Source organism: Mycobacterium sp. E342 (assembly GCF_001667665.1).
Taxonomy (GTDB): Bacteria; Actinomycetota; Actinomycetes; order Mycobacteriales; family Mycobacteriaceae; genus Mycobacterium.
The window spans coordinates 1-13,396 of record NZ_LZJM01000340.1 but is presented as its reverse complement, the minus strand read 5'-3'; the positions used below and the strand labels follow the sequence as shown (position 1 = coordinate 13,396).

The 13,396-nt window shown below is 69.5% G+C and carries 15 protein-coding genes and 1 riboswitch; of the genes, 7 read left to right on the top strand and 8 right to left on the bottom strand.

Going from position 1 to position 13,396, the window contains the following annotated elements; all coding sequences use genetic code 11:
- Window positions 1-19: 19 nt before the first annotated feature.
- Window positions 20-877, bottom strand: a complete 858-nt coding sequence (locus tag A5692_RS27570) for an LLM class F420-dependent oxidoreductase (protein ID WP_068062773.1) — start codon at window positions 875-877, stop codon at window positions 20-22.
- Complete coding sequence (locus A5692_RS27565) at window positions 868-2,100, bottom strand: FAD-dependent monooxygenase (RefSeq protein WP_068062770.1); 1,233 nt, start codon at window positions 2,098-2,100, stop codon at window positions 868-870. Before A5692_RS27565 ends, A5692_RS27570 begins: the two co-directional genes overlap by 10 nt.
- Window positions 2,101-2,307: 207 nt before the next feature.
- On the opposite strand from A5692_RS27565, the gene A5692_RS27560 reads away from it, so the two are divergent.
- Window positions 2,308-3,297, top strand: a complete 990-nt coding sequence (locus A5692_RS27560; RefSeq protein WP_068062766.1) for an LLM class F420-dependent oxidoreductase — start codon at window positions 2,308-2,310, stop codon at window positions 3,295-3,297.
- A gap of 54 nt (window positions 3,298-3,351) precedes the next feature.
- Here the strand turns inward: A5692_RS27560 and A5692_RS27555 are convergent, their stop codons facing one another.
- Window positions 3,352-3,645, bottom strand: coding sequence for a putative quinol monooxygenase (locus A5692_RS27555; RefSeq protein ID WP_068062763.1), 294 nt, complete (start codon window positions 3,643-3,645; stop codon window positions 3,352-3,354).
- Window positions 3,646-3,789: 144 nt separating this feature from the next.
- Between A5692_RS27555 and A5692_RS27550 the strand changes: the two genes are divergently transcribed.
- Complete coding sequence (locus A5692_RS27550) at window positions 3,790-4,203, top strand: Zn-ribbon domain-containing OB-fold protein (RefSeq protein ID WP_068062904.1); 414 nt, start codon at window positions 3,790-3,792, stop codon at window positions 4,201-4,203.
- A gap of 42 nt (window positions 4,204-4,245) precedes the next feature.
- Window positions 4,246-5,391, top strand: a complete 1,146-nt coding sequence (locus A5692_RS27545; protein ID WP_068062760.1) for a thiolase family protein — start codon at window positions 4,246-4,248, stop codon at window positions 5,389-5,391.
- On the opposite strand, the gene A5692_RS27540 is transcribed toward A5692_RS27545, so the two are convergent.
- Window positions 5,388-7,037, bottom strand: a complete 1,650-nt coding sequence (locus A5692_RS27540) for a DNA repair helicase XPB (RefSeq protein WP_068062758.1) — start codon at window positions 7,035-7,037, stop codon at window positions 5,388-5,390. The genes A5692_RS27545 and A5692_RS27540 overlap by 4 nt on opposite strands.
- 95 nt (window positions 7,038-7,132) lie before the next feature.
- Window positions 7,133-9,385, bottom strand: coding sequence for a helicase-associated domain-containing protein (locus tag A5692_RS27535; RefSeq protein ID WP_068062756.1), 2,253 nt, complete (start codon window positions 9,383-9,385; stop codon window positions 7,133-7,135).
- 118 nt (window positions 9,386-9,503) lie between these two features.
- Between A5692_RS27535 and A5692_RS27530 the strand changes: the two genes are divergently transcribed.
- Genes A5692_RS27530 through A5692_RS27515 form a run of 4 tightly spaced genes read left to right on the top strand, consistent with a single transcriptional unit; the run spans window position 9,504 to window position 11,144 of the window.
- On the top strand, window positions 9,504-9,704 hold the full coding sequence (locus A5692_RS27530; protein ID WP_139273158.1) for a hypothetical protein: 201 nt from the start codon (window positions 9,504-9,506) through the stop codon (window positions 9,702-9,704).
- Between the two features lie 8 nt (window positions 9,705-9,712).
- Window positions 9,713-10,240, top strand: coding sequence for a cyclic pyranopterin monophosphate synthase MoaC (gene moaC, locus A5692_RS27525; RefSeq protein ID WP_068062749.1), 528 nt, complete (start codon window positions 9,713-9,715; stop codon window positions 10,238-10,240).
- Complete coding sequence (locus A5692_RS27520) at window positions 10,240-10,722, top strand: molybdenum cofactor biosynthesis protein B (protein WP_068062900.1); 483 nt, start codon at window positions 10,240-10,242, stop codon at window positions 10,720-10,722. The genes moaC and A5692_RS27520 overlap by 1 nt, the downstream gene beginning before the upstream one ends.
- Window positions 10,719-11,144 carry a molybdenum cofactor biosynthesis protein MoaE gene (locus A5692_RS27515; protein WP_068062746.1) on the top strand — a complete coding sequence of 142 codons (426 nt, stop codon included), beginning with the start codon at window positions 10,719-10,721 and terminating at the stop codon, window positions 11,142-11,144. The genes A5692_RS27520 and A5692_RS27515 overlap by 4 nt, the downstream gene beginning before the upstream one ends.
- A 77-nt stretch (window positions 11,145-11,221) precedes the next feature.
- On the opposite strand, the gene A5692_RS27510 is transcribed toward A5692_RS27515, so the two are convergent.
- The 3 genes from A5692_RS27510 to A5692_RS27500 form a co-directional block, all read right to left on the bottom strand.
- Complete coding sequence (locus A5692_RS27510) at window positions 11,222-12,043, bottom strand: transglycosylase family protein (protein ID WP_068062743.1); 822 nt, start codon at window positions 12,041-12,043, stop codon at window positions 11,222-11,224.
- Window positions 12,044-12,055: 12 nt separating this feature from the next.
- A riboswitch (cyclic di-AMP (ydaO/yuaA leader) is annotated at window positions 12,056-12,282 on the bottom strand.
- A gap of 208 nt (window positions 12,283-12,490) precedes the next feature.
- Complete coding sequence (locus A5692_RS27505; protein ID WP_369830334.1) at window positions 12,491-12,781, bottom strand: MoaD/ThiS family protein; 291 nt, start codon at window positions 12,779-12,781, stop codon at window positions 12,491-12,493.
- Window positions 12,774-13,396 (bottom strand): GTP 3',8-cyclase MoaA (locus tag A5692_RS27500; protein WP_369830333.1); only part of this gene is annotated, 623 nt, incomplete at its 5' end. The genes A5692_RS27500 and A5692_RS27505, both read right to left, overlap by 8 nt.

Below are 13,396 nucleotides of genomic sequence, written 5' to 3'. Positions count from 1 at the left end.
AACGGTATGCCTCGACCCGCTACATCGCCGCAGCGATGCGGCGCCATTGCTCGCGCGGGAAGGCCTTCGGGTCGTCCAGCAGCACCTGGACGCACACGTGGTCGGCGCCGGCCGACCGGTGCTCGGCGACCCTGCGCATGACCGCCTCCTCGTCGCCCCACGCGATGATCGCGTCGAACAACCGGTCGCTCACCTGGGCCAGGTCGTCGTCGGAGAACTCGCTGCGCAGCAGGTTGTTGGCGTAGTTCGGCAATGCCAGATACGCACGCAGCCAGTCGGTTCCGATGCGGCGCGCCTCGTCGGCACTGTCGGTCAGGATCACGGTCTGCTCCGGCAGCAGCAGCGGGCCTTCGCCCAACGTCGCACGGGCGGAGGCGGTGTGGTCGGGGGTCACCAGGTACGGGTGCGCCCCGCGGGCGCGGGTCGCGGCCAGGTGCAGCATCTTCGGGCCGAGCGCGGCGAGCACCCGGCTGTCGGCGGGTACGGGCTGTGGGGCGGCGTCCAGCCCGTCCAAGAATTCCGCCGTCGCCGCCAGCGGTTTGCGGTAGCGCCCGGGGTTGCCGGCGTCGATCAGCGGCGCGTGGCTGACCCCGATGCCCAGCAGGAAGCGGTCGCCGTGCTGGGCGGTCAGCGTCGCATAGGATGCGGCGACGTCGCCGGGCGCATGCATCCACAGGTTGAGGATCCCCGTGGCGATCACGGTCCGCCTGGTCGCGGCGAGCAGGTTGCCCACCGCCTCGAGCACCGGTCCGCCGACGTCGGGTATCCACAGCGCCGGGAAGCCCAGTTCGTCCAATTCCGCTGCCGCGTCGGCGGATTCGACCGGGTTACCGTACCGAAGTTGACTGCTCCAGATTCCGACGCCGGTCAGTTCCATGGGCGATCGTTCCTTTCATCGCGCACTGCGCCGTAGTCGGGCACCGGCATCGAGTCGTGCATGCGCACGCCCTTCGTGTTGAGTTTCGCCAGTGCCCGGGAAAGCGAGCCCGGCATCAGCGACACTAGCCGGGCGCCACGGGTCAACGCCCACACCCCGAGTCGCGAGCCGGGGATGATGCCCTTGGCGGCGCCGCGCGCGAAGGCCCGGCTGCGGTGCACCGGTTCGCGCATCTGCAATTCGTAGCCGGCGAACGCGCGCAGGTGGTCGCCGTCCGCCCGGGCGAGCTCGCCGGCCAGCACGTAGGCGCCCAGCACCGCAAGGCTGGTGCTGCCGCCCACCGCGGGACCGGGGCAATATCCCGCGTCGCCGACGAGGGTGACCCGCCGGCGCGACCATCGGTCCAGCCGGAGTTGGCTGATCGCATCGAAGTAGAACGCTGGTGTGTGGTCGATTTCGCCCAGCCAACGGTCCACCTGCTCGTGCATGTTCACGAACGCGTCACGCAGAAGGTCCTTCTGCCGCACCGCATCCCGGTGGTGGTAGTCCAGTTCCCGATCGGAGCGGAACAGGAAGACGGCGCGCGCGTCGTCGAGGTGCTCGGCGGTGTAGATGGCCGCGACGCGGCCGACGCCGAGGTGGCAGGTTATCTCGCCGGGGCTGGCCAGCGCCTTGGGCGCCGACCCCACCGCCAGATATCCACCGAGGAATCGGGTGAGGTTGGCTTCGTCACCGAAGGTCAGCTGCCGGACGTTGGAGTGCAGCCCGTCGGCGCCGACGACGACGTCGAACCGGCGGGCGGGGGCATGCTCGAACGTCACCTCGCCGTCGTGATCGATCGCCGTGATCGAGTCGCCGAACAGGTACTCGACGTGGTCGCGGCCGGCGGCGTAGTAGATCTCGCTGAGGTCGTCGCGCATGATCTCCACGTGCCGGCCCGAGGTGGCGGCGTAGATCTTGGTGAGGTCGATCTCGAAGGGCCGCGCCCGGCCCTCCCGATGCATGGTCATCCGGGTCGTTCCGGTGGCGAGCGCTTCGATCTGGGGCAGGACGCCCATGCGCGCCGATATCTCCATCGCGGGACGGAACAGGTCGACGGCGTGGCCGCCGGTCTTGCGCAGGGTGGGCGCGCGCTCGACCACGGTGACGTCGAAGCCATGACGGGTCAGCCAGTACGCCAGCACCGGTCCGGCGATGCTCGCGCCGGAGATCAGGACCCGCATGCCGACCTCCCGTTCCTACCGAACTCGGTAAGCCTAATCAGGAGACCGGCGGCGGCGCTGACCGCTCAGGCCCCGCGGTGCCGGCGAAGATCATGTGCGCTGTGTGCCCGATGGTTGTCATGCGTCAGGTGTACAGCTGGTGTGTCGGCCGCTGCTGGGCGTGACTTATCGATTGGCTGCGAGGCCGGCGGGCTAGAGTCCGTTGTCATGCGCTTCGGTCTCTTCATCCCGCAAGGCTGGCGAATGGATCTGGTCGATATCGAACCGGCCGAGCACTGGGCGGTGATGCGCGACCTGGCCACCTATGCCGACAACGGCACGTGGGACTCGCTGTGGGTGTACGACCATTTCCACACCGTCCCGCTGCCGACCGGCGAAGCCACCCACGAGGCGTGGTCGCTGATGGCCGCCTACGGGGCGGTCACGTCGCGGATCAAACTCGGCCAGATGTGCACCGCGATGAGCTACCGCAACCCGGTGTACCTGGCCAAGGTCGCGGCGACCGCCGACATTATCTCCGGCGGGCGGATCCAGATGGGCATCGGCGGCGGCTGGTACGAACACGAATGGCGCGCTTACGGTTACGGCTTCCCCTCGGCCGGCGTGCGGCTGGGCCGCCTGGACGAGGGCGTACAGATCATGCGGGACGCCTGGCGCGACGGCAAGGTCAGTTTCGACGGTCGGCACTACCAGGTGGACGGCGCCATCGTCGCCCCCAAACCCTTGCAGGACAACGGGATCCCGCTGTGGATCGCCGGCGGCGGTGAGAAGGTGACCCTGCGCATCGCCGCGAAATACGCGCAGTACACCAACTTCACGCCGGAGCCCGAGGCGTTCGCCCACAAGTCGGAAGTGCTTGCGCGACACTGCGAGCAGCTGGGCACCGACTTCGAAGCCATCGTGCGGTCGGCCAACTTCAACGCCGTCGTCGGAACCTCGGACGCCGACGTCAAGGACCGGCTGGCGCGCGTCCGCGACCGCTTGGTCCGCTACGTGCCCGAGGCGGCCGCCGACGCGATGCTGGCCGCGGGCAGTGGCCCCGATTCGGCGACGGGCACGCCGGAACAGGTGATCGAGCGGATCGCCAGGCTCCGCGACCTCGGCTGCGAATACGCCATCTGCTACTTCCCGGAGGCCGCGTACGACCGCTCGGGCATCGAGTTGTTCGAGCGCGAGGTCATTCCCGCCCTGAGCTAGCTAGGAGCGATCGCAAGCGCGGCGAAGCCGGGCGCAGCGGGTCGCGACCATCAGCTAGATGTCGGAGGTGGTGTACCTCTTCTTGACGGGGGGCTCGGCCAGCAGCGGCGGCAACTCTGTGAGCCGGCCTTCGCCGGCGCGAAACGCGCGGTAGGCCTCGTCGTGTCCGACCGTGTCCCATATCTCGTAGATGAGCCAGTGGGCTTCGTCGTCCTCGTCGACGAGCACATCGGTGCCCAGGTTCCCGGCGAACGCCCGGGTGTCTTTCAGCGCCCGGCCCATGACCTCGCGCGCCCGGGGCACCGCGTCGGGCTTGAACGTCAGTTCGAGTATCACCGTGACTGGCATTGGTCGTCTCCTTACGTCACATCGCCAAGATAGCCCAGCCCCGCGCCGCCGCACGCTATGAGAATGTGGTTTCCGCTTTTCGGAAAGCTGTTATACGGTTCAGTGAGCAACATTCTGTTGGCGGCGCCTCTGGAGGACCCCTCGATGCAAAAAGCACTCGCCCCCGAGATCTCGACCTGGCCCGATGAGAGCCCGCAGTTGATCGGCAGTCGGTGCGGCAGCTGCGGGGCCACCACCTTCCCGGTGCAGCAGTGGTGCCCGCGTTGCAGCGTCGGTGAGATGACCGACGTGTTGCTGCCGCGCCGCGGAACGCTGGTGGCGTGGACCACCCAGGGCTTCCCGCCCGGGGCTCCCTACGCCGGCCCCACCGGCAAGGACTTCGTCCCGTTCGGGGTGGGGCTGGTCCAGCTCGGGGACGTGATCCGCGTCGAGGGGCGGTTGACCGAGAACGACCCGGCCAAGCTGCAATTCGGGCAGGAGGTCGAGCTCACCATGGTGCCGCTCACCACCGACGAAGAGGGCGCCGAAATCATGACGTTCGCGTTCCAGCCGGTCTAGCGGGAATCGGGCCGGTCTAGCGGGAATCGGAAGGAGACTGAGATGACCAACGACGTTGCCATCATCGGCGTCGGCCTGCACCCCTTCGGTCGGTTCGACAAGACCGCAATGCAGATGGGCGCCGAGGCCGTCCAATCCGCACTGAAGGACGCCGGCGTGGCGTGGAAGGACATTCAGTTCGGCTTCGGCGGCAGCCACGAGGTGTCCAACCCCGACGCGGTGACCCGCCTCGTCGGGCTGACCGGCATCACGTTCACCAACGTGTTCAACGCGTGCGCCACCGCGGCGAGCGCGATTCAGCAGACCGCCGACACGATCCGGCTGGGTAAGTACGACATCGGCATCGCCATCGGCCTGGACAAGCATCCGCGCGGCGCATTCACCGACGACCCCGCCAAGCTGGCGCTGCCGCAGTGGTACGCCCAGAACGGCCAGTTCGTCACCACCAAGTTCTTCGGCATGAAGGCCAACAAGTACATTCACGACCACAACATCTCCCAGGCCACGCTGGCCAAGGTGGCGGCCAAGAACTTCCGTAACGGCGCGCTGAATCCGAATGCGTTTCGCCGCAAGCCAATCCCCGAGGAAGAGATCCTCAACTCGACGGTGCTCAATTATCCGCTGACGCAGTACATGTTCTGCGCGCCCGACGAGGGCGCCGCCGCGGTGATCATGTGCCGCGCCGACCTGGCGCACAAGTTCACCGACAAGCCGGTGTATGTGCGCGCCTGCGAGATCCGGACCCGGCGATACGGGGCTTACGAGGTGCACGCCACGTCGGCCCCGCTGGACGAGGACGCGTCACCGACGGTGTACGCGGCCAAGGCGGCCTACGAGGCGGCGGGCATCGGGCCCGAGGACGTCGACGTCGCGCAACTGCAGGACACCGACGCCGGCGCCGAGGTGATCCACATGGCCGAGACGGGCCTGTGCGCCGACGGCGAGCAGGAGAAGTTGGTGGCCGACGGCGCCACCGAGATTCACGGCTCGATGCCGGTCAACACCGACGGCGGGTTGATCGCCAACGGCGAGCCGATCGGCGCGTCCGGGCTGCGGCAGATGCACGAACTGGTGCGCCAATTGCGCGGTGAGGCGGGCGAGCGTCAGGTACCCGGCAATCCGCGCGTCGGCCTGGCCCAGGTGTACGGCGCCCCGGGCACCGCCTCGGCGACCATCCTGTCGCTCTAAATCGCCGGGCCCAGAAGGTCGTCCGCGTCGCGGATGATGTAGCCGTAGCCCTGCTCGGCGAGGAAGCGCTGCCGGTGCGCGGCGTACTCGGCGTCCAGGCTGTCGCGCGCCACCACCGAGTAGAAGATGGCCCCACCACCGTCCGCCTTCGGCCGCAGCAACCGCCCCAGCCGCTGAGCCTCCTCCTGGCGCGAGCCGAAGGTCCCCGAAACCTGCACGGCCACCGATGCTTCCGGCAAGTCGATGGAGAAGTTGGCGACCTTGGACACCACCAGCGTGGACACCTCGCCGCGGCGGAATGCGTCGAACAATTCCTCGCGTTCCTTGGTCCGGGTCGATCCCTGGATCACCGGCGCGTTCAACTCGGCGCCCAGCTCGTCGAGCTGGTCGAGGTAGGCGCCGATCACCAGCGTCTGTTCGCCGGGGTGCTTGTCCAGAATCGACTTGACCACGGCGATCTTGGAGTGCGCCGTCGAGCAGAGTTTGTAGCGCTCTTCGGGTTCCGCGGTGGCGTACATCATCCGCTCGTTGTCGGTCATGGTGACCCGCACCTCGACACACTCCGCCGGCGCGATCCAGCCCTGCGCCTCGATGTCCTTCCACGGGGCGTCGTAGCGCTTCGGGCCGATCAGCGAGAACACGTCGCCCTCGCGGCCGTCCTCGCGGACCAGCGTGGCGGTCAAGCCCAGGCGCCGCTTGGACTGCAGGTCGGCGGTCATCCGGAACACCGGCGCCGGCAGCAGGTGGACCTCGTCGTAGATGATCAGCCCCCAGTCGCGGCTGTCGAAGAGCTCCAAGTGCCGGTACTCGCCCTTGGTGCGGCGGGTGATCATCTGGTACGTCGAGATCGTGACGGGCCGAATCTCCTTGCGCTCACCCGAGTATTCGCCGACCTCGTCCTCGGTCAGGGAGGTGCGCGCGACCAGTTCGCGCTTCCATTGCCGCGCCGCGACGACGTTGGTGACCAGGATCAGCGTCGTCGCGCTGGCCTTCGCCATCGCGGCCGCGCCCACCAGTGTCTTGCCGGCCCCGCACGGAAGCACCACCACCCCGGATCCGCCGGACCAGAACGAGTCCGTGGCCATCTGCTGGTAGTCGCGCAGGTGCCAGCCGTCCTGCGCGAGGCTGATCGGGTGGGCCTCGCCGTCGACGTAGCCTGCGAGATCCTCGGCGGGCCAGCCGATCTTGAGCAGCATCTGTTTGACGCGGCCGCGCTCGCTGGGGTGCACGATGACGGTGTCGTCGTCGATCCGGGCGCCGAGCATGGGGGCGATCTTCTTGTTGCGCAGCACCTCCTCGAGCACCGCGCGGTCGAGGCTCACCAGGGTCAGGCCGTGCGCCGGGTGTTTGACCAGCTGCAGGCGGCCGTAGCGGGCCATGGTGTCGACGATGTCGACGAGCAGCGGCTGGGGCACCGCGTAGCGCGAGAAACTGACCAGCGCGTCGACCACCTGTTCGGCGTCGTGGCCGGCGGCGCGGGCGTTCCACAGCGCCAACGGCGTGATGCGGTAGGTGTGCACGTGCTCGGGCGCGCGTTCGAGCTCGGCGAAGGGTGCGATCGCGGCACGCGCCGCGCCGGCCAACTCGTGGTCGACCTCGAGGAGCACCGTCTTGTCGGACTGCACAATCAACGGGCCGTCAGTCAATGGCGCCGCTCCTCCTCATCGATTCACTCTGCATCGTCGCGGCGCGAGTCAATGGCCCAACTCCTTCTCATCGTCGCGTGCCTGGACGGAATCCATTATCGGCCGTTGGCCGACACCACCGACGTGATGCGGTGGATGGCGAAGTCGCGCAGCCGCCCGGACGCCGAGTCGAAGGCCGTGAGCTGACCTCCCCGGACGGTGATCGGCGACACAACGCGCTGGGTGGCGACGCCGGCGGCGTCTAGATAACCGATCACCAGCGTGTCTTGTTCCCTGGCCGCGCGCTGCAACAGCGACATGGTGACGGCCGGATCGACGCGAATGTTGCCGAAGGGCGCGGCGGTCACCTTTCGCAGCACCGCCACCACGGCGTTGAGGCTTTCGGTGTTGGGACGCGGCATCGGGCGGTAGGGCCGCCGCTGCTGGGGCGTGGGCACCCGGGCGCCCCGCGGCCGGACGTCGACGATGGCGCCGGTGGAGTCCTCGGCGGCGGGGGCGAAGCCCGCGGCCCGCAATGCGAGCAGCACCTCGGCGATCGGCGCCGGAGACACCGCGACCGTCGGCGCCAGGGCGCGCAGTTGCACCCCTTCGGTCGCGGGGGCGGCGACGGCCTGGGCCAGCAGCGCGGGGTCCTCGCACCGGACGAACGAGGCCGCCATCCCGATCCGCAGCTGGCCGTGCCGGCGTGCGACATCGTCGATGAGATAGGTAAGTCCTTGGGGGACAGGAGTTTTAGAGTGCTTGGCGAACAGGGCGTGCATCCAGTCGCGGGTCTTACCGACATCGAGCGCATGCCGGATCGTCTGCTCGCTGACGCGGTACACCATCGCGGTGCCGGCCGATTCGACGGTGGCCACCGCGGCCAACTGCTCGGCGAGGTCGCGCTGCAGTGGACCCGGCACGACGACGGTCAGGTCGGCCTGGATCAGGAAGTAATCGATCGGTTTGGGGAGGGCCCGCGCCATGGCGTCGACCGCGGCGTCGGCGCCTTCGTCCAGCAGGGCCCGGGCGGGGGTGCTGAGCGCCCCCCGTCCCACCAGCCCCAACGCCTGGCTCTCGGCCAGCAGGTCACCCACGGGCCCCGGCTGCAACCGCTTGGCCCAGCGCGGCCGCCGCCAGACGAGGGCAGCCGACGCCTCGGCGGCGTTGACGCCGGCGCCCGGGGGCAACTGCGCCAGCATGCCCAGCAACAGCCGGCGATCCAGCGGCGCGGCGGTCGAGTACAACGCATCGGTAAGGGCGCCATAGGGTTTGGCATCGGGACCGCGGGTTCCGATCAAGGCCGGCCGGCTCGGCAGGTCGAGCCAGCTGCTGGCCAGCAGCTGCCAGCGTTCGGCGGTGGGCATGGCCGTGAACCGGTCGATGGCCACGGTCGGCCCCCAGTACGGCCCCTCGCCGGTGGCCGGTTCCGGATCGGGCATCCCGCTCGCGATCAGGCCGGCCGCGGCCGCCACCTCGAGAATGAGCCCCAGCCGCGACTCGTCGATGCCGGTCGTCTTGCTGAGCCGTTTGACGTCACGAATTCCCAATCCGCCGCTGCGTAGCTCGGAAACCGGTGCGGCGGCCAGCGTTTCGATGAGGACGTCGAGTTCGCGCAACAGGTCGATGGTGGCCCCGGCCGCCGCCGCGTCGACGTCGCCGGTGGTGGTGGTCGACACCACCGGGTCGGGTGCCGTCAGCCGCATGGGCCCGGGCTGTTCGCCGCGCAGGACCTGCCCGACGTGGCGGGGCAGGATCACCGTCTCAGCGTCGATGCGCCGCAGCAGGCCCATCGCCAGCAGTTGGGGCACCGGCCGGTCCGCGGGGGCGCCGGGCGCGGCATCGCGGGTGCGGCCCATCGGGGAACCCTCGAGGAGCTTCTCCAGCACATCGCGCTGCGCCTGAGTCAACCCGTCGATGAGACCGGCGATGTCCTCGCCGGTGCGAGACGCGTCCTCGAGGGTGACCTGGCCCGGGTGCCACGGCAGGGCCGCGCCGGCGTCGGGTGCGACGCGCAGCGCCGCATCGCCCCAGACCAGCGCGCGCTCCCGGAGATCGTCCAACGCCCCCAGCACGTCGGACTCGGGAGCGCGTTCACCGATCAGGGCGAACAGTTTTGCCGTGGGCACCGGCGTGGCGTCGGCCTGCAGCACCAACAGCGCGTCGAGCACCGCCAGCCGCAGGAAGTCGAGCTCGTCGGTGGCGGCCTTGACCGACTGGCGGGCCTGCGCGCGGGCGGCCAGCGCAGCGATGCTGCCGGGCGGCGGCTGGGCGAGGTCCGGCCGCAGCTCTAGCAGGCGGATGAGCCGCTCGTCGGGCAAGTCGGCCAGCCACGACCCCAGCGGAATATCCGGGGTGTTGTCGGTCATTGCTGACCAGCGTAAAACAGTCGGCGGGTCGCACGTAGGCAACGAATGTCGGCAGCTCCTCGGTCGAACTGCCGGTCTTGTACGACGCGCGCAAGAGCGACCTGTCAGAATGGACGGCGTGGCTGACACTGCTGAGGGCAAAGCCCGCAAAACCAGGTATGTCGACAACGGGTGGCCGACGACGGACCCGGACGACCACGCGGTGAGCGAACTCGTGACCGACCGGACGGGCGCGTTGTCGCCGTTCGGCGAGCTGGTGTTCCCGCTGCCCTCTACGGACCTGCCCTACCTGCACCCGGTCACCGTCGTTAACCGGTAGGCGCCAGGATGGCTAAGGCCTCCGAGGCCGCCAAGCCCCCGACGACCTGGACATCGGGAGAATCCGGCCCGGGCGCGCTGTCACATCTGGACGACCGCGGCGCGGCGCACATGGTCGATGTGAGCGGCAAGGGTGCGACCAATCGCACCGCGGTCGCGGCGGGCGTCCTACACACGTCGTCGCGCGTCGTGGAGCTGATCTCGGCCGGAGGTCTGCCCAAGGGCGACGCGCTGGCCACCGCCCGGGTGGCGGCCATCCTGGCGGCGAAGCGCACCAGCGACCTGATACCGCTCTGCCACCAGTTGGCGCTCACCGGAGTCGACGTGGCATTCACCGTGGGGGAGTCCGAAATCGAGATCACCGCGACGGTGCGCAGCACCGACCGCACGGGCGTGGAGATGGAGGCGCTGACCGCCGTCAGCGTGGCCGGGCTGACGCTCTACGACATGATCAAAGCGGTCGACCCCGCCGCGCGCCTCGATGGCATTCGGGTGCTGCGCAAGGAAGGCGGCAAGACCGGAACGTGGGAGCGGTGATGGGCGCCCGATCCGCCCGCGTCATCATCGCCTCGACCCGCGCGTCGGCGGGAGTGTACGACGACCGGTGCGGGCCGATCATCGCGGAATGGCTTGGTGAGCGGGGGTTTTCGTTCCCCGAGCCGGAGGTGGTCGCCGACGGTGATCCGGTGGGCGACGCCCTGCGCAAGGCGGTCCGCGACGGCGTGGACGTCATCATCACCTCCGGCGGCACCGGCATCTCGCCGAGCGACAGCACCCCCGACCAGACCGTGGCGGTGCTGGACTACATGATCCCGGGGCTGGCCGACGCCATTCGCCGGTCGGGGCTGCCCAAGGTGCCGACGTCGGTGTTGTCACGCGGCGTGTGCGGCGTGGCGGGACGGACGCTGATCGTCAACCTGCCGGGTTCGCCGGGCGGGGTGCGCGACGGTCTGGGTGTGCTCGCCGACGTGCTCGATCACGCGCTCGATCAGCTCGCCGGCGGAGATCACCAGCAATGACGCTCGTCGTCCGCGCGGCCATGACCGATCACCCGATCTTCTTGGCCGAGCACGAAGAATTGGTGGGCCATCAGTCAGCCGGCGCCATCGTCGGCTTCGTCGGCATGATCCGCGACCACGACGGCGGGCGACGGGTGGTGCGGCTGGAGTACTCCTCGCATCCGTCGGCCGAGCAGGTCTTGGCCAAGGTGGTCTCCGACGTCGCGGACCAGTCGAGCGGGGTGCGCGCCATTGCGGCGAGCCACCGGATCGGGGTGCTGCGCATCGGCGAGGCGGCGCTGGTGGCGGCGGTGGCCGCCGACCACCGCCAGGAGGCGTTCGCGACGTGTGCCCTGCTGGTCGACGAGATCAAGGCGCGGCTACCCGTGTGGAAGCACCAGTTCTTCGACGACGGAACAGAAGAATGGGTGGGCTCGGCGTAACGCCGTGACGATTGGAATGCCGGCACGCCCCGAAGCGTGAACGTTCGAGGCGTGCCGGGCAGTCTGACGGGCGGAACTCAGGTGGCCGGGGCCGGCTGCGCGATCGCGTCCAGCGCGTCGTTGCCCTGAATGTCCTGCGCCCGGATGGCGTCCCACAGCTGCTTCGTGTAGCCGACCGTGGAAACCTCCTGCGGCATGTTGGCCGGCACGAAGCCGTGGAAGTCGTCGGCGGGAGGCGCCGGTGGCACGTCGGCGGGAGGCGCCGGCGGCAGGTCCGCCGGAGGGGCGGGCGGCATGGCGTCGGCCGGGGGCGCCGGTGGGAGGTCTGCCGGGGGCGCGGGCGGCGCGTCGGCCGGAGGCGCGGGCGGCAGGTCCGCCGGAGGAGCCGGCTGATCGAAGCCGGCCAGCTGCACAGGAGCGGGCGGCGGAGGGGCGTCCGGCGGGGGCGCATCGGCGGGCGGGGGAGCCAGCGGCGCCGGCTGGCCGTTGAGGTCCGGAGCGTCCAGGGCGGCCGGTGCGGGAATGTCACGCGGCGTCGGGCCCGACAGCGGGCCACCGCATACCGGCCACGCACCGCGGCCCTGGGTGGCCAGTACGCGCTCTGCGACGGCGATCTGCTGTTCCTTGGTGGCCAATTCCGCCGACGGGGCGTACTGACCGCCGCCGTGCGCCGCCCACGTGCTGGAGCTGAACTGCACGCCACCGTGGTAACCGTTGCCGGTGTTGATCCCCCAGTTGCCGCCGGATTCGCAGCGGGCTACCTGGTCCCATTCGCCGTCGGTGGCCGCTGCCGCCTGGCCGGCCAGGGCGATGCTGCCGCCACCGAGGACCGCGCCGGTGACGGCGATCTTGGCGACGCTGATGTTTGACGTGCTGGGCTTACGGTGACGTCCACTCATAGGCCGTGAAAAATCCTCTCTCGTCACGCGCCTGCGAGGTCAGCTGTCGGGTTCGGGTTGGAGAGGCCACCCGGCCGTCATCGAATTCAGCGAGCATCCGCTGTGAAACGACGTCGGCTTCACCCCAAGGAGCCGCATGCGGCCCCGATCCGATCACGGTGGACCGGTGGGTCCCCCGTCTCCATCCACGTTGGTCGGTGGGCCCCTGCCTATTGGATGGAGCTCGGCGCGATAGGAGGGGAGGTTCACCAATTCGGTTGTCTTGGCGAGCCTTCGGAGAAAGGTAGCGGTTTCTGTTGGTCCCGTCACGTTCTGCGCAACCGGGCGTTTCCCTCTCGGCCATCTGCGAAAACGTCCGCGGCATGCGGCATTCACGCAGGTCATAGCACCCGATATCGGAGCGTGATTACGCCGTTATCGTTCCGTTACGTGAGATATTTCACAGTTTTAGCCGCCGGCGAAGGGGGGTAGAACGTCGATCGTGTTTCCGGTGCGTAACGGTGCGGTCTCGTCGCGGACGGCGACCCCGTCGCACAGGTAGGAGCACCTGTCCAACACCGTGGCGAGGCGGGAGCCCCGCACGGCGAGGCGCTCGACCAGCTCGGCCACCGTGGTGCCGGGGCGCACCACCACCGTCTCCGACTCGGCCCCCGCCGCCGCCCGCGCGGCCGCGAAGTAGCGCACCGTCACCTGAATCCCGCCTTGCTGGACGGACGCGTGACCCACGGGCCTAGCCACCGATCGCGCTCATCGGCCGGTCGGGCTGGACGAAGCTCGGGTCGTTGATGCCGTGACCCGCGGGCTTGCCCCACATCGCGACCCGCCACGCCGTTTCGATCGCGTCGTCGGAGACGCCGGTGCGCAGCAGGGTCCGAAGATCGGTCTCCTCGACCGAGAACAGGCAGCTGCGGACCTGGCCATCGGCCGTCAGGCGGGTGCGATCACAGGCCGAACAGAAAGCGTGCGAGACCGACGCGATGACACCGAACTTGCCGCTGGGCGTCCCCGGGCCGGTGTCGACCAGCCAGAGCTCGGCGGGCGCCGACCCGCGCGGCGCCGGGTCGGGACGTAGCCGGAAGTGGGGCCGCAGCGTGTCGAGCACATCGTCGGCGCTCAATGCGGCGCCCCGACGCCATTGGTGCCCGGCGTCCAGGGGCATCTGCTCGATGACCCGCAACTGGTGGCCGCGCTCGAGGCAGAACCGCAGCAATTCGACCACGTCCTCCCGCCCGGTGACGGGGTCGAGGACGGCGTTCACCTTGACCGGTGTCAAGCCGGCGTCGTGGGCGGCCGCCAGGCCGGCGAGCACGTCGTCGAGTCGGTCCCGTCGGGTGATCGCCGCGAAGTGCTCGC